Origin of the sequence: Kitasatospora sp. NPDC058162, from assembly GCF_042884005.1 — a bacterium.
GTDB lineage: Bacteria > Actinomycetota > Actinomycetes > Streptomycetales > Streptomycetaceae > Kitasatospora.
Window position 1 is genome coordinate 173421 of record NZ_JBHVUS010000005.1, and the last position, 17008, is coordinate 190428.

The 17008-nt window shown below is 73.1% G+C and carries 20 protein-coding genes; 12 read left to right on the plus strand and 8 right to left on the minus strand.

Features of this window, described 5'->3' with window-relative positions; all coding sequences use genetic code 11:
* Nucleotides 1–140 precede the first annotated feature (140 nt).
* Nucleotides 141–1202, minus strand: coding sequence for an HAD-IB family hydrolase (locus ACFVXG_RS12310; protein ID WP_387926775.1), 1062 nt, complete (start codon nt 1200–1202; stop codon nt 141–143).
* A 120-nt stretch (nt 1203–1322) separates the two neighbouring features.
* On the opposite strand from ACFVXG_RS12310, the gene ACFVXG_RS12315 reads away from it, so the two are divergent.
* From ACFVXG_RS12315 to hemB, 7 genes are all read left to right on the plus strand, one after another.
* Nucleotides 1323–1598: a glutaredoxin family protein gene (locus ACFVXG_RS12315; RefSeq protein ID WP_387926777.1), complete on the plus strand. Its 276-nt coding sequence runs from the start codon at nt 1323–1325 to the stop codon at nt 1596–1598.
* A 208-nt stretch (nt 1599–1806) separates the two neighbouring features.
* Nucleotides 1807–2541 (plus strand): exonuclease domain-containing protein, encoded by a 735-nt coding sequence (locus ACFVXG_RS12320; RefSeq protein WP_387926779.1) that lies wholly within the window; start codon nt 1807–1809, stop codon nt 2539–2541.
* 107 nt (nt 2542–2648) lie between these two features.
* Complete coding sequence (locus ACFVXG_RS12325; protein WP_387927144.1) at nt 2649–3545, plus strand: redox-sensing transcriptional repressor Rex; 897 nt, start codon at nt 2649–2651, stop codon at nt 3543–3545.
* 25 nt (nt 3546–3570) lie between these two features.
* The gene (locus ACFVXG_RS12330; RefSeq protein WP_387926780.1) at nt 3571–4911 is read left to right on the plus strand and encodes a glutamyl-tRNA reductase; all 1341 of its coding nucleotides are present in this window, start codon (nt 3571–3573) and stop codon (nt 4909–4911) included.
* A gap of 41 nt (nt 4912–4952) precedes the next feature.
* On the plus strand, nt 4953–5957 hold the full coding sequence (gene hemC / locus ACFVXG_RS12335; protein ID WP_387926784.1) for a hydroxymethylbilane synthase: 1005 nt from the start codon (nt 4953–4955) through the stop codon (nt 5955–5957).
* A complete protein-coding gene (locus ACFVXG_RS12340; protein WP_387926786.1) occupies nt 5954–7591 on the plus strand; it encodes a uroporphyrinogen-III synthase in 1638 nt (545 codons plus the stop codon). Before hemC ends, ACFVXG_RS12340 begins: the two co-directional genes overlap by 4 nt.
* Before the next feature lie 102 nt (nt 7592–7693).
* Nucleotides 7694–8680 carry a porphobilinogen synthase gene (gene hemB / locus ACFVXG_RS12345; RefSeq protein ID WP_387926788.1) on the plus strand — a complete coding sequence of 329 codons (987 nt, stop codon included), beginning with the start codon at nt 7694–7696 and terminating at the stop codon, nt 8678–8680.
* A 102-nt stretch (nt 8681–8782) separates the two neighbouring features.
* Here hemB and ACFVXG_RS12350 read toward each other — a convergent pair whose 3' ends face one another.
* From ACFVXG_RS12350 to ACFVXG_RS12360, 3 genes are all read right to left on the minus strand, one after another.
* The gene (locus tag ACFVXG_RS12350; protein ID WP_387926790.1) at nt 8783–9049 is read right to left on the minus strand and encodes a hypothetical protein; all 267 of its coding nucleotides are present in this window, start codon (nt 9047–9049) and stop codon (nt 8783–8785) included.
* 134 nt (nt 9050–9183) lie between these two features.
* On the minus strand, nt 9184–9528 hold the full coding sequence (locus tag ACFVXG_RS12355) for a rodlet layer protein (RefSeq protein WP_188309838.1): 345 nt from the start codon (nt 9526–9528) through the stop codon (nt 9184–9186).
* Nucleotides 9529–9611: 83 nt separating this feature from the next.
* The gene (locus tag ACFVXG_RS12360) at nt 9612–9956 is read right to left on the minus strand and encodes a rodlet layer protein (protein ID WP_350507669.1); all 345 of its coding nucleotides are present in this window, start codon (nt 9954–9956) and stop codon (nt 9612–9614) included.
* 326 nt (nt 9957–10282) lie between these two features.
* Between ACFVXG_RS12360 and ACFVXG_RS12365 the strand changes: the two genes are divergently transcribed.
* Complete coding sequence (locus ACFVXG_RS12365; RefSeq protein ID WP_387926792.1) at nt 10283–10990, plus strand: hypothetical protein; 708 nt, start codon at nt 10283–10285, stop codon at nt 10988–10990.
* A gap of 74 nt (nt 10991–11064) precedes the next feature.
* Here the strand turns inward: ACFVXG_RS12365 and ACFVXG_RS12370 are convergent, their stop codons facing one another.
* The 3 genes from ACFVXG_RS12370 to ACFVXG_RS12380 form a co-directional block, all read right to left on the minus strand.
* A complete protein-coding gene (locus ACFVXG_RS12370; RefSeq protein ID WP_387926794.1) occupies nt 11065–11445 on the minus strand; it encodes a hypothetical protein in 381 nt (126 codons plus the stop codon).
* A 149-nt stretch (nt 11446–11594) separates the two neighbouring features.
* The gene (locus tag ACFVXG_RS12375) at nt 11595–11864 is read right to left on the minus strand and encodes a chaplin (RefSeq protein ID WP_387926796.1); all 270 of its coding nucleotides are present in this window, start codon (nt 11862–11864) and stop codon (nt 11595–11597) included.
* Nucleotides 11865–11973: 109 nt separating this feature from the next.
* Nucleotides 11974–12216 (minus strand): chaplin, encoded by a 243-nt coding sequence (locus ACFVXG_RS12380; protein WP_387926798.1) that lies wholly within the window; start codon nt 12214–12216, stop codon nt 11974–11976.
* Between the two features lie 88 nt (nt 12217–12304).
* On the opposite strand from ACFVXG_RS12380, the gene ACFVXG_RS12385 reads away from it, so the two are divergent.
* The 3 genes from ACFVXG_RS12385 to ACFVXG_RS12395 all read left to right on the plus strand — a co-directional run bounded on the left by ACFVXG_RS12385 (nt 12305) and on the right by ACFVXG_RS12395 (nt 14943).
* Nucleotides 12305–12691, plus strand: a complete 387-nt coding sequence (locus ACFVXG_RS12385) for a hypothetical protein (RefSeq protein WP_387926800.1) — start codon at nt 12305–12307, stop codon at nt 12689–12691.
* A 92-nt stretch (nt 12692–12783) separates the two neighbouring features.
* Complete coding sequence (locus ACFVXG_RS12390) at nt 12784–13023, plus strand: chaplin (RefSeq protein WP_350507663.1); 240 nt, start codon at nt 12784–12786, stop codon at nt 13021–13023.
* A 243-nt stretch (nt 13024–13266) separates the two neighbouring features.
* Complete coding sequence (locus tag ACFVXG_RS12395; RefSeq protein WP_387926802.1) at nt 13267–14943, plus strand: RICIN domain-containing protein; 1677 nt, start codon at nt 13267–13269, stop codon at nt 14941–14943.
* Nucleotides 14944–14958: 15 nt separating this feature from the next.
* Here the strand turns inward: ACFVXG_RS12395 and ACFVXG_RS12400 are convergent, their stop codons facing one another.
* Nucleotides 14959–15546 carry a DUF4291 domain-containing protein gene (locus ACFVXG_RS12400; protein WP_387926804.1) on the minus strand — a complete coding sequence of 196 codons (588 nt, stop codon included), beginning with the start codon at nt 15544–15546 and terminating at the stop codon, nt 14959–14961.
* 156 nt (nt 15547–15702) lie between these two features.
* Between ACFVXG_RS12400 and ACFVXG_RS12405 the strand changes: the two genes are divergently transcribed.
* Nucleotides 15703–16989 (plus strand): glycosyltransferase family 39 protein, encoded by a 1287-nt coding sequence (locus ACFVXG_RS12405; protein WP_387926805.1) that lies wholly within the window; start codon nt 15703–15705, stop codon nt 16987–16989.
* Nucleotides 16990–17008: the final 19 nt, after the last annotated feature.

Here is a 17008-nt window from a genome sequence, read left to right on the forward strand (position 1 = left end):
GTTCGTGCATCGGGCCCGGACGACCTTGTCGGACCAGGGAGTTCGCCCGTACGAGGGGCCCGATCAGGCCGCCGATTGACGCCTTCTCACCCGCGCGGGGGAGGGGCGGGGAGGGGAAGAAACGGTTCCGTGGCCGGAGTTCAGCCCCGCCGCCGGCGGCGTTGCAACGCCACCCCGGCCGCCGCCGCACCCGCCAGCACCCCGACCGCGGCCGCCGCCGGCAGCCCCACCCGGGCCGCCTTGCGCCCGGTCCGGAAGTCGCGCACCCGCCAGCCCTGCGCCCGGGCGTGCCGCCGCAGCGCGCCGTCCGGGTTCACCACGTACGGGTGGCCGACCAGCGAGAGCATCGGGATGTCGTTGGCCGAGTCGCTGTAGGCGGCGCAGCGGTCGAGGTCCAGCCGCTCGTGCCGGGCCAGCGCGTTCACCGCGGCGGCCTTGGCCGGGCCGTGCAGCAGGTCGCCGACCAGCCGGCCGGTGTAGTGGCCGTCCCGGGCCTCGGCGACGGTGCCCAGCGCGCCGGTCATGCCGAGCCGCCGGGCGATGATCCGGGCCACCTCCAGCGGGGCGGCGGTCACCAGCCAGACCCGCTGGCCGGCGTCCAGGTGCATCTGGACCAGGGCACGGGTGCCGGGCCAGATCTTGTCGGCGACGACCTGCTCGAAGACCTCCTCGCAGATCGCCTCCAGGTCGGCGGTGCGCTTGCCGGCCACGATGCCCAGGGCGGTGGTCCGGGCGTCCGAGATGTGGTCCGGGTCCTCGGTGCCGTGCAGCCGGAAGAGGGCCTGCTGCCAGGCGAACCGGGCGATGTCGCGGCGGGTGAGGAAGCCGTGCCGGTAGAGGCCGACGCCGAGGTAGAAGATCGCGGCGCCGCGCAGGATGGTGTTGTCGCAGTCGAAGAAGGCGGCGGCGCGCGGGTCGTCCTGGTCCGGGGTGTGGTTCCCGGGCGGGGCCTTGGGGGCCCTTCCGGCCCGGCCGGCCGTCGGGCTCCCCGCCGGGGCGGCACCGGCCTCGGGGCCGCCCGTCCCGGGGGCCTCCACGGGGCCCTCCGCCGGGGCGTCCGCCGCCGGGGCGCCGGTGGTGGGGGCGAGCAGCGGTTCGGCGCGCAGCGCGGCCTCGGCCGCCGCTGCCGCGGCCTCGCCCGCCAGGGCGCTCCGCTCGGTGGTGGAGCGTCTCGCCTGGGTGAGCCTTCGGAGCACGGCCATGTCATCGAGCATAGCCAGCCGGGCGGGGAGCGGCCGTGACGGAGCCGTGCCCGTGCGGTGAACAGCTTCCCGCCGAGGGGGCCGGGCGGTCCCGGGGGCGTGCGGGCGAATAATGGCCAGGTGAGCCCACTGCTGCGACGCAAGAGCCCCGAGCCGGCGGACCGTACCGTGACCCTGGTCGGCAAGCCCGGCTGCCACCTGTGCGACGAGGCCCGGGAGGTGATCGTCCGGGTGACGGCGGAGCTGGGTGCGACCTTCGAGGAGAAGGACATCACCCGGGACGAGGAGCTGTACCGCCGCTACTGGGAGCAGATCCCGGTCACCCTGATCGACGGCCGCCAGCACGACTTCTGGCGGGTCGACGAGAACCGCCTGCGCAAGGCCCTGGCGGGCTGAACCGGCCTGTCCGGCGTCGCGGACCCGGCAAAGACTCGCCGGACAGGCCAGGTTCGTACGTGCACCACCGCCCCCGCCGACCGGCGGGGGCGGTTCGCCGAATCGTTGTCAAAGACACTCCGTTCCGGCTTGGGGCGGGGCGCCCCGGTCGGCTTACGATCGAACGCGTTTGCGCCCGTGGGGGGCTGAGCACACGAGGAGTGCCGCCATGCTTCCCCGCCCGATCCCCGCGCTGCCCGAAGCCCCGGGCTTCGCCGTGGTGGACGTGGAGGCGACCGGCCGCAGTCCGTGGCGGCACCGGGTGGTCGAGGTCGCGGTGGTGCTGCTGGACGCCCGGCTCCGCCCCGAGGGCGAGTTCGCCACCCTGCTGGATCCGCTGGGCCCGGTCGGCCCGACCCATGTGCACCGGATACGCCAGGCGGACGTCGAGGGCGCCCCGCGCTTCCGGGAGATCGCCCCCCGGCTGCTGGAGCTGCTGGCCGGCCGGGTGCTGGTCGGTCACCACGTCAGCTGCGACCACGCCTTCCTGGACCGCGAGTTCGCCCGGATCGGGGTGCCGCTGCCGCCCGTCCCGCTGCTGTGCACGATGGGGCTGGCCCGGGCCCATCTGCCGGAGGCCCGCGGCCACGGCCTGGCGGCCTGCGCGGAGGCGGCCGGTCTCGGCTGGTTCCCGGCGCACACCGCGCTGGGCGACGCCCGGGTGACGGCGGAGCTGCTGCGGTACTGCGCGGGCGTCCCGTCCTGCCCGCCGGACGACTGGACCGGGCCGCTGCGCGAGGCCGCCCGGGTGCCCTGGCCGCGGCTGGGCCGGGCCCGCTCCCGCCCGTCCGGCGACGCCGTCCCGCTGCTGCGCCGGGAGGCGTCGTACGGCCCCTGGCTGCCGGGCGCCCAGGCCCCGGAAGTGGTCCTGACACAGGCCGGTGCTATGAGCTCATCGGCGTGATGCGTGTCACTGTGCCGGGACAAATCGGACACCATCTTTGTGCACACGTTCACAAACGCTTAGCCTGGCTGCCAAAGCCCAGCTTCACCCACAGGAGCACCGTGGCAATCGGCCGATCACCACAGAGCAGTTCGCAGACGCCCGACCAGGGCGCCGCGCGCCGACCCTCGCGTGCCCGGGGCATCCCGGAGGCGACCGTCGCCCGCCTGCCCCTCTACCTGCGGGCCCTCACCGCGCTCTCCGAGCGCTCGGTGCCGACCGTCTCCTCGGAAGAGCTGGCCGCCGCGGCCGGAGTGAACTCCGCCAAGCTGCGCAAGGACTTCTCCTACCTCGGCTCCTACGGCACCCGCGGCGTCGGCTACGACGTCGAGTACCTCGTCTACCAGATCTCCCGCGAGCTCGGTCTGACCCAGGACTGGCCGGTCGTCATCGTCGGCATCGGGAACCTCGGCCACGCCCTCGCCAACTACGGCGGGTTCGCCTCCCGCGGCTTCCGGGTCGCCGCCCTGTTGGACGCCGACCCGAACGTGGTCGGTTCCACCGCGGCCGGGCTGCCGGTGCGCCACATGGACGAGCTGGAGTCGATCGTCGAGAGCCAGCACGTCTCGATCGGCGTGATCACCACCCCGCCCGGCGCCGCCCAGCAGGTCTGCGACCGGCTGGTCGAGGCGGGCGTCACCAGCATCCTGAACTTCGCCCCGACCGTGCTGGCCGTCCCGGACGGCGTGGACGTGCGCAAGGTGGACCTCTCCATCGAGCTGCAGATCCTCGCCTTCCACGAGCAGCGCAAGGCCGGCGAGGAGCCCGACCGCACCGAGTCGGTGCTGGACCGCGCCCCCGGCCCGGTCCGCGCGGCCGCGGCCAAGCTGCGCCGGGCGGCCGGCGGCAGCACCAAGGGCCGCACCGGCGCCGAGCCGGCGGCCAAGGACCAGGCCGAGCCGTCGGCCAAGGGGAAGTCCGCCAAGGGCGGCGAGGGCGAGCTGTCCGCGGTGATGCCCGCGTGAACACCGAAAGCTGTGGGGGGCGGGCATGAGTCTTCTCGTCGTCGGACTGAGCCACCGGACGGCACCGGTCGGCGTGCTGGAGCGCGCCGCGCTGACCGGCGAGGTCCCGACCCGGCTGCTGCACGACGCGGCCGCGACCTCGACCGTCGCCGAGGCCGCCCTGCTGAACACCTGCAACCGGATCGAGCTGTACGCGGACGTGGACAAGTTCCACGCCGGCGTCGCCGAGCTGTCGCTGCTGCTGGCCCACCACAGCGGGGTGGACCTGGAGGAGCTGACCTCCCACCTGTACGTCCACTACGAGGACCGCGCCGTCCACCACCTGTTCTCGGTGGCCTGCGGCCTGGACTCGATGGTGGTCGGCGAGGGCCAGATCCTCGGCCAGCTGCGCGACGCGCTGGCCAAGGCCCAGGACGAGCACACCGCCGGGCGCGGCCTGAACGAGCTGTTCCAGCAGGCCCTGCGGGTCGGCAAGCGGGCGCACAGCGAGACCGGCATCGACAAGGCCGGCCAGTCGCTGGTCACCTTCGGCCTGGAGCAGGTCGCCGCGGGCGCGGGCGAGATCGCCGGCAAGCGCGCGCTGGTGGTCGGGGCCGGCTCGATGAGCTCGCTGGCCGCCGCCACCCTGGTCCGTTCCGGGGTCACCGACCTGCTGATCGCCAACCGCACGCCGGCCCGCGCCGAGCGCCTGGTGGAGATCCTCGGCCCGGACGTGGCCCGCACCCTGGACCTCGCCAAGGTGCCGCAGGCGCTGGCCGACGTCGACCTGGTGATCTCCTGCACCGGCGCGGCCGGCGTGGTGGTCCGGGCCGAGGACGTCGCCGCCGCGGTCGCCCTGCGCACCTCCCCCCAGCCGCTGGCCCTGCTCGACCTCGCCATGCCGCGGGACGTCGACCACGCCGTGCACGAGCTGGACGGCGCCCTGCTGGTCGACCTGGAGAGCCTCTCCCACGCGCACGCCGCCAGCCCCGGCGCCGGCGACGTCGACGAGGTCACCCGGATCGTCTCCGACGAGGTGACCGCCTTCGGCGCCGCCCAGCGGGCCGCCCGGATCGCGCCGACCGTGGTCGCGCTGCGGGCGATGGCCTCCGACGTGGTCGCCGCCGAACTGGGCCGGCTGGACTCCCGGCTGCCCGACCTGGACGAGCGCTCCCGCGCCGAGATCACCCAGACCGTCCGCCGAGTCGTCGACAAGCTGCTGCACGCCCCGACCGTCCGGGTGAAGCAGTTGGCCGCCGAGCCCGGCGGTGCGTCCTACGCGGACGCCCTGCGCGAGCTGTTCGACCTCGACCCGGCGGCTGTGCACGCCGTGTCGGGCACGCCCGTCGGCGGCCGGCCCCAGCCTTCCGGCGGGGGCACCAGATGAACCGTCAGCCATCCCACGAGTACCACCGGGACGATCACCTCATGAATGGTCAACCGCTCACCGAGCAGGCTCCGGCCACCGCCCTGCGGCTCGGCACCCGGCGCAGCGCGCTCGCCATGGCCCAGTCGGGCATGGTCGCCCGCGAGGTGACCAGGCTCACCGGCCGCCCCGTCGAGCTGGTCGAGATCACCACCTACGGCGACACCTCGCGAGAGGCGCTCGCCCAGATCGGCGGCACCGGCGTGTTCGTCTCCGCACTGCGGGACGCCCTGCTGGAGGGCCGGATCGACTTCGCCGTGCACTCGCTCAAGGACCTGCCCACCGCGGCGCCCGAGGGCCTGGCGCTGGCCGCCGTCCCCGAGCGCGAGGACGTCCGGGACGCGCTGGTCGCGGCCGAGGGCCTGGCCCTGGACGAGCTGGTGGAGAAGCTGGCCGGCGCCGGCCGCCCGGCCCGGATCGGCACCGGCTCGCCGCGCCGGATGGCCCAGCTGAACGCCTGGGCCCGGGCCCGCGGGGCCCAGCTGGAGACCGTCGCGATCCGCGGCAACGTGGACACCCGGATCGGCTACGTGACCGCCGGCGAGCTGGACGCCGTGGTGCTGGCCACGGCCGGCCTGAACCGGCTCGGCCGCAGCGCCGAGATCTCCCAGCACCTCGACCCCGAGCTGATGATCCCGGCCCCCGGCCAGGGCGCGCTCGCGATCGAGTGCGCCGCCGCCGACACGGACCTGACCACCGCGCTCGCCGCGCTGGACCACGCCCCCACCAGGGTCGCCGTGGCCGCCGAGCGCGCCCTGCTGGTCACCCTGGAGGCCGGTTGCTCGGCCCCGGTCGCCGCACTGGCCACCTGGGGCCGGGAGTACGAACTGCAGCTGGACGGGGTGGTCGGCGATCCCGACGGCACCGCCCTGCTGAAGATGTCCGCCAACGGTCCGATCGTCCTCGACGAGACCGCCGAGCAGCAGGCGCGGGCCCTCGGCCACGCCCTGGCCGCCCGGCTGCTCGACGCGGGCGCGGCCACCCTGATGGGGGAGCGAGCCCGATGAGCCCCACCGACGCCCTCTTTTCGGCCGGCCAGCCCACCGGACGGTGCACCTTCCTGGGAGCCGGCCCCGGGGACCCGGGGCTGCTGACCCTGCGCGCGGTCGAGGTGCTGTCCTCGGCCGATGTCCTGGTCGCCGACCCGCTGACCGCGGCCGCCGTGCGCACCCACTGTCCGGCCGGCGTGCAGGTGCACGCCCCGGCCGCCGACGGCACCGACTTCGACCTGGCCAAGCTGGTCGCCGAGGCCGTCCGGTCCGGCAAGCACGTGGTCCGCACGGTCGACGGCGACCCGGGCCTGGACGGCTGCGCCGCCGAGGAGATGCTCAGCTGCGCGGGCGACGGGATCCCCTTCGAGGTGATCCCGGGCGTCGCCCAGTCGGTCGGCGTCCCGGCGTACGCGGGCGTCCCGCTGCGCGGCGCGGCCGGCACCGACGTCCGCTTCGTGGACGGCGGCCAGCTGCTGTCCGGCGCCCCGGTCGACCTGGGCGCCCCGGAGACCACCCTGGTGGTCCGCACCACCCTGGGCCAGCTGCCGGCCACCGCGGGTGCGCTGGTCTCCAACGGCCGCAAGCCGGACTCGGCGCTGAGCGCCACCCTGTCCGGCACCACCACCCGCCAGCGGACCTTCACCTCCACGCTGGCCACCATCGCGGCCGACCTGAAGGCCGCCCGGGTGCTGCCCTCGCCGGTCTCCGCCCCGGTGGACCCGGCGACCTCGGTGATAGCCGTGGTGGGCGAGCAGGTCGCCCACCGGGCCTCGCACTCCTGGTTCGAGACCAAGCCGCTGTTCGGCTGGAACGTCCTCGTGCCGCGCACCAAGGAGCAGGCCCACGGCCTGTCCGAGCAGCTGCGCTCGTACGGCGCGGTGCCGCAGGAGGTGCCGACCATCGCGGTCGAGCCGCCGCGCACCCCGCAGCAGATGGAGCGGGCCATCAAGGGCCTGGTCACCGGTCGCTACGAGTGGATCGCGTTCACCTCGGTGAACGCCGTCCGCGCCGTCCGGGAGAAGTTCGAGGAGTACGGCCTGGACGCCCGCGCGTTCGCCGGGATCAAGGTCGCGGCGGTCGGCGAGACCACCGCCCAGGCCCTGGTGGACTTCGGCGTGAAGCCGGACCTGGTGCCCTCCGGGGAGCAGTCCGCGGCCGGGCTGCTGGAGGACTGGCCGCCGTACGACCCGGTCTTCGACCCGATCGACCGGGTGCTGCTGCCGCGCGCCGACATCGCCACCGAGACCCTGGTGGCCGGCCTGGTCGAGCTCGGCTGGGAGGTCGACGACGTGACGGCGTACCGGACGGTGCGCGCCTCGCCGCCGCCGGCCGAGACCCGTGAGGCGATCAAGGGCGGCGGCTTCGACGCGGTGCTGTTCACCTCGTCCTCGACCGTCCGGAACCTGGTCGGCATCGCCGGCAAGCCGCACAACGTCACGGTCATCGCCTGCATCGGCCCGGCCACCGCCAAGACCGCCGAGGAGCACGGCCTGCGGGTCGACGTGATGGCCCCGGCGCCGTCGGCGGCCGCGCTGGCCCAGGCGCTGGCAGACTTCGGGGCCAAGCGCCGGGACACCGCGACGGCCGCGGGCGAGCCGGTCTACCGGCCCAGCGAGCGCCGTCCGGGATCCCGCCGCAAGGCCCGCTGAGCGGGGCAGCCCCCACCGGGCTGACTCCCTAAGCCCAACTATGGTGCTGGGGGCGGCACTTCGTCGCCCCCAGTGCTGCACAACCGTTCGGAGAGAGAAGCCGTGTCCGCTGAATTCCCGTACGTTCGCCCGCGCCGGCTGCGGCAGAGCCCGGCGATGCGCCGGCTGGTCGCCGAGACCAGGCTGCACCCGGCCGAGCTGATCCTGCCCGCCTTCGTCAGCGAGGGCATCAGCGCGCCCAAGCCGATCGCCGCGATGCCCGGCGTGGTCCAGCACACCCGGGACAGCCTGCGGAAGGCCGCGGTGGAGGCCGCCGAGGCGGGGGTGGGCGGCATCATGCTGTTCGGCCTGCCCGAGGTGAAGGACGCCGTCGGCTCCGAGGGCACCAACCCGGACGGGATCCTCCAGCAGGCCATCCGCGACGTGGTCTCGGAGGTCGGCGACCGGCTGGTGGTCATGTCCGACCTCTGCCTGGACGAGTTCACCGACCACGGCCACTGCGGCGTGCTGGCCGAGGACGGCAGCGTGGACAACGACGCGACCCTGGCGCGCTACGCCGAGATGGCCGTGGTCCAGGCCGAGGCCGGCGTCCACATGGTCGGCCCGTCGGGGATGATGGACGGTCAGATCGGCGTCGTCCGGCGGGCGTTGGACGCGGCCGGGTACCACGACGTCAGCGTCCTCGCCTACACCGCCAAGTACGCCTCCGCGCTGTACGGGCCGTTCCGCGAGGCCGTCAACTCCTCGCTCAAGGGCGACCGCAAGAGCTACCAGCAGGACCCGGCGAACGCCCGCGAAGCGCTGCGCGAGCTGGAGTTGGACCTCGCCGAGGGCGCGGACCTGGTGATGGTCAAGCCCGCGATGCTGTACCTGGACGTCCTGCGGCAGGTCGCCGACGCCTCGCCGGTGCCGGTGGCCGCGTACCAGATCTCCGGCGAGTACTCGATGGTGGAGGCCGCTGCCGCCAACGGGTGGATCGAGCGGGAGCGCACCATCCTGGAGACGCTCACCTCGATCCGCCGGGCCGGCGCCGAGCAGATCCTCACCTACTGGGCGGTCGAGGCCGCCGCGATGCTCAAGCAGCAGTAGCAGCAGTAGCAGCGCTACGGCCGGAGGGCCGGGCCGCTCCCCACAGTGAGCGGCCCGGCCCTCCGGCCGAGTCGTTTCCGGCTGCGCTGCCTTCCGGCTGTGTTACTTCCAGCCCTTGATGTGCGCGAAGCCCCCGCCGCCGCCGATCAGGTCCTTGGCGGTGGCGGCACCGGCGATGAAGCCGCCGGCGGCGACGTCGGAGGTGTGGGCGACGCCGAAGGCCTTACCGGCCACGAAGGGCTCGTCGCCGGTGGCGACGATGCCGCCGCCGCCCTCCAGGCCGACGTGGGCGAACGCCGGGGTGGCGGCACCCGCGAGCGCGAGCGCGGCGGTGACGGTCAGGGCGGCCTTGGCCAGCTTGCTCTTCATGGATCTGCCTCTCTGTGGGGGGCGCCCCCGCGGGCGCCCGTCCGCTGACTGGTGCTGTGACGCTTGTCGATCAAGCCCGGAGGGCCCGGGGAGACCTTCCTCCCCGGGCCCTCCGTCCGTGCCGTGCCCCTTGATCAGCCGATCAGGTGCGAGACACCCGCGTCGCCCGAGGACTGGGTGTTCTGGCCGACGTTGCAGATCTGCTTCGGGGTGCTGTTCAGGACGGGCACCTCGACCGGAACCGCGACGCCGACGACGGCGACGGCGATGTTGTGGACCTCCGGCAGGCAGATGTTCGCGTTGTCCAGGGTGTGGAAGTTCGGGCTGCCGTTGCCGTGGGTGCCGGTCTGGTTGGTGCCGCCGTTGCCCTGGACGGAGGTGGCGGCGCCGTCCGAGTCGACGATGGCGGAAGCCGAGCCGGCGGACATCGCGATGGCGGCGGCGGCCAGGCCGGCGGCGGCGAGGGACTTCTTGATCATTTCCGGTTTTCCTCTCAAGGGTGAATCGGGGAGCGATTCGGGGGTGGTTCAGGGGGGTGGTGCGGTGGTGGGCTGGGGGAGCGTCAGCCGACCAGGTGGGACACGCCCGCGTCGCCGTGGCTCTGGGTGCCCTGGCCCTGGGTGCAGTACTGCTTGCCACCGCTGTTGGCGATCGGGACCTCGACCGGGACGGCCACACCGAGAACGCCGACCGCGATGTTGTGGATCTCGGGGAGGCAGACGTTCGCGTTGTCCAGGAAGTGGAAGTTCGGGCTGTTGTTCCCGACCGTCCCGGTGAAGTTGGTGCCGCCGTTGCCCTCGATGGAGGCGGCCGCGCCGTCCGCGTCACCGATGGCGGAAGCGGGTGCGGCGGCACCGGCCAGAGCGGCGACGGCCAGGCCGGCGGCGGCGAAGGACTTCTGGATCATGGGGAGATCCCTCTCTGAAATGCTTTCGGTTTCCGTGCGTAGCAACGCGTCGAACGCTCAGACCCGGTCTGCAGTCACTGACGTCCAGATCAAAGAATGACGGCACGGAAGGTTACGGGGATTTTTGAAAAGAGTCCGGGAGGCGCGTCCGAGAGTGGTTTCCGGTCGGATTATTACGCCGAATCGGTTAACGCCCGCAATCCGAACTCACGGTCACTCGTTGCGCAGATTGCTTTCCGGCTGCGGCCCCGCAGCCCTCCCCGAAGGAACTCCGGTACTGGACCACCAGGACGTCCCCAGTACGGACAGGCAGAACGGTGAAAAGCATGAAGTTCTCCAAGCGGGCCGGCGCGATGCTGCTGGCGGTCGGTGCGGGCGTGCTCGCCTCCCAGGGGGCGGCCTCCGCCGCCCAGGTCAGCCCCGACCAGGTCGGAGCCCTGGAGGACAAGCTGGCCACCCAGCAGGTCCCGGCGGACGTGCCGCTCACCCCGCTGGGCAGCCACGTCACGGCCGGCATCCCCACCTCGCTGCTCATGCCGCCGGTGGCCGGCCGGACCACCGACAACGGGCTGCTCCCGGACCACCTGGTGCCCCAGCTGGCCACCGGCAAGGTCGGCCCGAGTGCCAAGGCCCAGCTGCCGCTCCCGCTGGTCGACCAGGGCGCCGACCTCGGCCAGGTGCTGCTGGAGGCCCCGGCCGCGCCGTTGCAGGCCAAGACCCCCGGCCTGGACGTGGGCAAGCCGCTGTCCCTGGTGCACGACGGCACCGGCCAGCTGGCCGACGGCCGGCTCCGGGTGGACGAGGTGGACCCGCGCCTGGTGCCCGGCGCCGTGCAGACCGTTCCCGGGGCCACCGCGAGCCTCGGCACGGACGACAGGCGGCTCTCCGTCACCGATGAGGCGAACGACCTGGCCAACACCACCACCGCCACCGCCACCGGCGTCCTGCAGCAGACCGACGCGACCGACACGGTGACCACGACCGCCACCGGTCTCGTCCAGCAGAGCGGCCTGGCCGACCTGACCCGGCTCTGAGCCCGCGCCGGACGCGCCGGAGCCCGGCACCCTGGCCACCAGGCGGGGTGCCGGGCTCCGGCGCGTCCCGTGCGTCAGCCCGGCAGGACGCCGGAGAGGCCGCCGACCAGCGGCAGGTCCTTGACGCCGCCGCCCGCGCTCAGCGGTCCGGTCAGGGTGCCGGTGCCCACCGGGGCCAGGCCCTGGTCCGGCTTGACGGTCGCGCCGTTGTTGAGCACGTCGGCCGAGGAGTTGGCCCACGGGTCCAGACGCAGGCTCTTGATCGGCGCGACGCCGTAGCCGAGGCCGGCCGTCGTCCCGTTCAGCGCCTGCCCGACGTCGGTCTTCGCCAGCGTGGCCGGGCCCGCGGCGGGCTCCTGCCCCGGGGCGGTGGCGGCCTGCGCCGAACCGGCGCCGAGCAGCACCACGGCGCCCACGGCGGCGGCCAGCCCGGCCCCGCCCTTCTTCGAAACCATGCGGATCACCCTTCGGTGGAGTGGGGCCCGGCCCGACGTAACCCGAGGGAGGGGCCCTGAGCTTCCGGACGTCCCGTCCGGGGATGCCGAACTGCCCCCCGGCCGGCTGGTCGGGGGGCAGTACGGCCGGAACACGTGCCGATCGGGGATCAGCAGTCGTCCGCGGGCTTCGGGGGCATCTCCACGTTGGCGCAGCTGTTGCCGAAGGCCGGGTTCAGCAGGCCGATCACGTTGATGGAGTTGCCGCACAGGTTGATCGGGATGTGCACCGGGACCTGGATCTGGTTGCCGGAGACGACACCGGGGGAGCCGGCGGCCACGCCCTCGGCGCCCGAGCTGGCGGCGGCGGAGCCCGCCGCGCCCATCACCAGGCCGGCAGCGGCGGCGGAGAGGACGGCGACCTTCTTAACGTTCTGCATGGGGGTTGATCTCCTCGATCACACACGGGTGGAGCGTGCCGCGCCCCGGCGCTGCGGGGCGCGGCACGGGCTCGGTGAATCAGCTGTCGCCGGGTCGGCGACCGCGGGTTCAGCCGACGTTGGCGCAGGAGTTGCCGAACGCCGGGTTCAGCAGGCCGATCACGTTGATGGTGTTGCCGCAGACGTTCAGCGGGATGTGGATCGGCACCTGGATCTGGTTGCCGGAGAGCACGCCGGGGGAGCCGGCGGCCACGCCCTGGGCGCCCGAGCTGGCGAACGCGCCGCCGGCGGCACCGAGCACCAGGCCGGTGGTGGCCAGGGTCAGGACGGCGGCCTTCTTGAGGTTACGCATTGTTTCTTCCTCCGATTTCTGCCCGACGGAAGGAAATGTCGGGACTCGGGCGGGCGTGAATACTCACCCGAAGGGTTCAGGGATTGCCGTGAATGTCACTCCGGCGGCGCACACCGGCGTTCTCGCCCATGGCTCGGGCGTCGACGCAGCCGCCGCGTTCTTCCAGCGCCTCGCGAACACTTCCCGCACGGCCGGGAACGGTTCGGGCGGAGGCGCGACCAGGAATTCCCGGTCAGGCGTTCAGGCGGTGTCGCCGAACGCCGGGTTCTGGGGGGCCCGCCACGTCGACCGACTTGCCGTGGGCCTCGGTGCCGTCGAGGCCGTGGGCGAGCTGCGCATGGGCGGTACTCGTTTCGTTGAGCAGGGCCGGTGGATCGTCTTCGTGAGGGAGAACGAGGCAGTGCGCGCGGGGAAACGGTCCGGTCCCGTGATCACCCGAATGCCGGTCAGGAGCCCCATTGGGCCAGACGGGTGACAGTGCGGGCACCGTCGCAACCGGTCCGGACGGGTGTCGTTCTAGATGTCGCACTCCCCGTGCATCTCTGTATGAACAGTCAGGAGGCTCGCATGAGCATCAAGAAGACCGCCGCCGTCGGCGCGGCCGTGGTGGGCATCGTGGCCGCCGGCGCCGGCACCGCCATGGCCAGCTCCGGCGCCGAGGGTGTCGCCGCGGGTTCCCCCGGTGTCATCTCGGGCAACCAGATCCAGATTCCGGTGCACGTTCCGGTCAACCTGTGCGGCAACAGCGTCGACGTCGTGGGTCTGCTGAACCCGGCGTTCGGCAACCACTGCGCCAACCTGGGCTGAACCCACCCCCGGTTCGGCCGGTGAGAGCCGCCGTTCCGCGCTTCCCTCCTGGGGCGCGGAACGGCGGCTCTTTTCCGTGCCGTCGTGCTGTTCCGGGGTCGGTTCCCGGTGCTGTCACAAGCCTTGTTGGACTACTTGTCAGTACTTAGAATGTGAGACCTGCTCACCTTTTCGGCACCTCTCTTGCTCCGCACCGCTCGGCACCCCCGGCCGGGCGGCCCCCACCCCCGCAAGGAGTCGCGTGTGATCAGGTTCCGCACGTCCGCGGCGCGGCGAACGCGAACGGGCTCGTCCCGGTCCGCCGCGCTGCTCGCCACCGGCGTCCTCGTCGCCACCCTCGGCCTGGCCGGCGCCCCCGCCGCCCTCGCCGACTCCGCCCCGGCCCCCTCCCCGGCGCCCACCCGCCCGGCCGCGATCGTCGCCCTCGGCGACAGTGCCATCTCCGGCGAGGGCGCGGGCACCGACACCAACGACGGCTACTTCCCGGAGACCGACACCGCCACCAACTACTGCCACCGGCACCCCAAGTCGGAGATCTTCGCCACCGACATCCCCGGGGTCACCCCGATCGACCTCGCCTGCTCCGGCGCCCAGACCGGCGACCTGGTCAGCGACCCGGAACTGGCCAAGACCACCGGCGGCGGCAGCGGCGACTACGGCGAGCCCAAACAGGACGTCAAACTCGCCGACACGGCGGCCAAGTACGACGTGAAGATGGTCGTGGTCACCATCGGTGCCAACGACGACTTCGACTTCAGCGGCATCATGATGCACTGCCTCGCGCAGTACTTCCCGATCCCCAAGGACCAGGGCTGCCGGGACACCATCGGCAGCGACGAGATCCGCCGCCGGGCCAAGGCGGTCCAGCCCAAGGTCGTCGCGGCGCTGCAGAACATCCGGCAGACCATGCGCAAGGCCGGCTACGCGGACTCCTCGTACCAGCTGGTCTACCAGTCGTACTTCAACCCGATCACCCCGGACATCCGGCGCAACGACTACCTCGGCAAGATCGCCGACGGCTGCCCGGCCTTCCCCGAGGACCTCGCCTGGGGCCACGACTGGGTGGTGCCGACGTTCAGCGACGCGCTCCGCGGCGCGGCCGAACAGGTGCCCGGCGTACGGTACTTGGACCAGCGCAGGGTCGCCTTCGGGCACGAGGTGTGCGCGGAGTGGACGAGTTCGCCGTACGAGTACAGCAACGGGGACGTCATCAACCTCTCCGAACGGGCCCGCAACGGCTGCGACTCGCAGATCGGCATCCCCGGGCTGTGCATGAACATGGTCCGCCAGTCGTACCACCTGCGGGTGGCCGGCTACCGCGGTGAGGGCGTCTGCCTCGGCCAGTTCTTCGCCAAGCCGGACCAGACGGAGGCGTACTGCACGCTCAACCAGCAGAACACCACCTCGATCCAGCCGCTCACCCCCGGGAAACCCTTCGGCGACGTCCCCGAGGACGGCTCCTGGTACCAGCTCACCAACGCGGCCACCGGCAACGCCCTCGACCTCACCGGCGGCGGCACGTACGGCGACTCCACCAACGGCCGGGCCGCCATCAGCTACCCGGCGACCGGCGGGCTGAACCAGTCCTTCGTCCTGGAGGCCAAGGCCGGCGGCAGCTACGAGCTGGACTTCAGCGGCAACCGCAACATGTGCCTGGACGCCAACGCGGCCTCCACCGCCGCCGGCACCCGGATCCAGCAGTGGGGCTGCAACGGCGGCGCCAACCAGCACTGGGTGTTCAAGCCGGCCGGCAACGGCAACTACAAGATCGCCGACTCGGCGGACCCGACCAAGGTCCTGGCGGCCGGCGCCACCCTCGACGCCAACGGCAACCCCGCCATCGAACTCGCCACCGACACCGGCGCCCCCGCCCAGCTCTGGCAGCTCACCAAACTCGGCATCGTCTACCTCCACAGCTGACCCGAGGGACACGCTCTAGGCCGTCGCCACCCCCAACCGGGCGGCGACGGCCGCACCCGTCGGGTACGGCGTCTCCACCGGCAACAGCGCGGGGTCCCGCTCCAGCCGCACCCGCCCGGCCAGCGCGGTGACGTCGGTGATCCCCCGGATCCACTCGTCCGCGTAGCGCCGCACCGCCTCGCCGCGCAGCCCGACCTGGATCGCCCGCCACTCCAGCGCGCCGAGGTCCGGCCCGCGCTCCGGATCCCACTGCACCCGCACCGGGCTCTGCCGAAGCTCCCGCTTCCACGCGGCCTGCGAGGCGTGCACCCGCCCGGTGTAGCCGCTCAGCACAGCCCGTTCCAGCGCCCAGTCGAAGCCCTCGCGGCTGATCTCCAGGGCCAGCACCCGCTCCTGACCGGGGCTCCGGCCCCAGTCGCTGCGGTGCATCATCCAGAGGAACGAGGGCTTGATCCAGGTCATCCGGTCCCGCCGGAACGCCTCCGGGAACCGCCCCTCGGCGGCCGCCGGTTCGGCGATCTCCGGTGGGAAGGCCTGGTAGACGGTGAGGGTGTCGGCGGTGTGGAGCGCCCGGATCTGGTGCTTCGGCGGCTGGAGCGGCATGGGGGGCATCGTCGTGGTCGCACTCGCCCGGCGCCACGGGTTTTTGCGGGGCGGGCGGGGGCGGGTCGGGGTGTGGGGGCGTGCCGTAGGCTCCTGGGAACGTCGTTGCGCCGGAGCCGCGCGCACCAAGAGCGGGGCGGGGAGTACCCAGAGCAGATGAGCACGGCATCGAGCACCGAGTCGTCCAGCACCGAACCGTCCAGCGCCGAGCCGGTGGCCGTGTCCGGGGAGCCGGCCGAGGAGCGGGCGGGCCGCGCGCCCGGCCGGTTCATGGCGCTGGTGGACCGTTTCGCGCCCGCGCTGGGCGCGTACGCGGTGGTCAAGGCGATCGGCCTGACCGTCTTCCTGATGCTGCTGGAGCACACCGGCGACTACCTGAAGAAGCAGCCCGGCCGCGGCGGCGGCGCCCACGCCTGGGACGTGCTGGGCACCTGGGACGGCGTCTGGTACCAGCGGATCGCCGAGAACGGCTACGACCCGCAGCTGATCGAGCTGCACGGCTTCCCGCTGGCCACCTACTACGAGAACTCCGCCGCCTTCTTCCCGCTCTACCCGTGGCTGATGCGGCTGGTCGGCGCGGTGACCGGGCTGGGCCCGTACGGCTCCGGGATCGTGGTCTCGGTGCTCGCCTCGCTGGTCGCCGCGGCCGGGATCTTCGCGATCGCCGAGCGGCTGGCCGGCTTCCGGGCGGGCGTGATCGCCGCGGTGGTCTGGGGCCTGTTCCCGGGGTCGGGCGTGGAGTGGGCGGTCTACTCGGACTCGCTGTTCGTCGCGCTGTCCGCCTGGGCCTGCTACTGCGTGATGACCCGCCGCTGGCTCGCGGCCGGGCTGCTGGCCCTGGTCGCGGGCCTGAACCGGCCGACCGCCGCCGCGCTGATCGCGGCGGTGTCGATCGCCGCGCTGGTCGCGCTGGTGCGCCGCACCGACGGGGTGGCCCGCCCGCTGACCGCGATGCTGATCACCCCGTGGGGCCTGTTCGGCTACGTCGCCTGGGTGGGCTGGCGGATGGGCGACTGGGGCGGCTACTTCAAGCTCCAGCGCGGCGCCTGGAACCGCTACTTCGACTTCGGCGCCTCGACCGTGCGCACGGTCATGGACGTGATCACCGGACACTGGGACTTCTGGCAGTCCAATCCGGTGCCGGACCTGATCGCCATCGCCCTGCTGATCGCCCTGCCCGGCCTGGTGGTGCTGCTGGCGCGGGCCCGCCCGCCGCTGGTGCTCTGGGTCTACACCGCGATGACCGTGTTCACCGCGTTGAGCAGCAACCAGATCTTCGGCAACATCTCGCGCTACCTGCTGCCGGCCTTCCCGCTGTTCATCGGCCTGGCGGTGGCGCTGCGCAAGGTGCGGACCTCCTCGTTGATCGGGCTGTTCGCGATGCCGGCGATCGCGGCGGGCTGGTACGCGGGCTATGCGCTGTTCGAGTTGGGTATCCCGTAACCCCGGTGTTGGTTGGCTA

Coding starts and splice junctions, on each gene's coding strand:
- ACFVXG_RS12310 (WP_387926775.1), bottom strand. CDS start 1,202: ATGGCCGTGCTCCGAAGGCTCACCCAGGCGAGACGCTCCACCACCGAG.
- ACFVXG_RS12320 (WP_387926779.1), top strand. CDS start 1,807: ATGCTTCCCCGCCCGATCCCCGCGCTGCCCGAAGCCCCGGGCTTCGCC.
- ACFVXG_RS12330 (WP_387926780.1), top strand. CDS start 3,571: ATGAGTCTTCTCGTCGTCGGACTGAGCCACCGGACGGCACCGGTCGGC.
- hemC (WP_387926784.1), top strand. CDS start 4,953: ATGAATGGTCAACCGCTCACCGAGCAGGCTCCGGCCACCGCCCTGCGG.
- ACFVXG_RS12340 (WP_387926786.1), top strand. CDS start 5,954: ATGAGCCCCACCGACGCCCTCTTTTCGGCCGGCCAGCCCACCGGACGG.
- ACFVXG_RS12350 (WP_387926790.1), bottom strand. CDS start 9,049: ATGAAGAGCAAGCTGGCCAAGGCCGCCCTGACCGTCACCGCCGCGCTC.
- ACFVXG_RS12355 (WP_188309838.1), bottom strand. CDS start 9,528: ATGATCAAGAAGTCCCTCGCCGCCGCCGGCCTGGCCGCCGCCGCCATC.
- ACFVXG_RS12360 (WP_350507669.1), bottom strand. CDS start 9,956: ATGATCCAGAAGTCCTTCGCCGCCGCCGGCCTGGCCGTCGCCGCTCTG.
- ACFVXG_RS12365 (WP_387926792.1), top strand. CDS start 10,283: ATGAAGTTCTCCAAGCGGGCCGGCGCGATGCTGCTGGCGGTCGGTGCG.
- ACFVXG_RS12370 (WP_387926794.1), bottom strand. CDS start 11,445: ATGGTTTCGAAGAAGGGCGGGGCCGGGCTGGCCGCCGCCGTGGGCGCC.
- ACFVXG_RS12375 (WP_387926796.1), bottom strand. CDS start 11,864: ATGCAGAACGTTAAGAAGGTCGCCGTCCTCTCCGCCGCCGCTGCCGGC.
- ACFVXG_RS12380 (WP_387926798.1), bottom strand. CDS start 12,216: ATGCGTAACCTCAAGAAGGCCGCCGTCCTGACCCTGGCCACCACCGGC.
- ACFVXG_RS12390 (WP_350507663.1), top strand. CDS start 12,784: ATGAGCATCAAGAAGACCGCCGCCGTCGGCGCGGCCGTGGTGGGCATC.
- ACFVXG_RS12400 (WP_387926804.1), bottom strand. CDS start 15,546: ATGCCGCTCCAGCCGCCGAAGCACCAGATCCGGGCGCTCCACACCGCC.
- ACFVXG_RS12405 (WP_387926805.1), top strand. CDS start 15,703: ATGAGCACGGCATCGAGCACCGAGTCGTCCAGCACCGAACCGTCCAGC.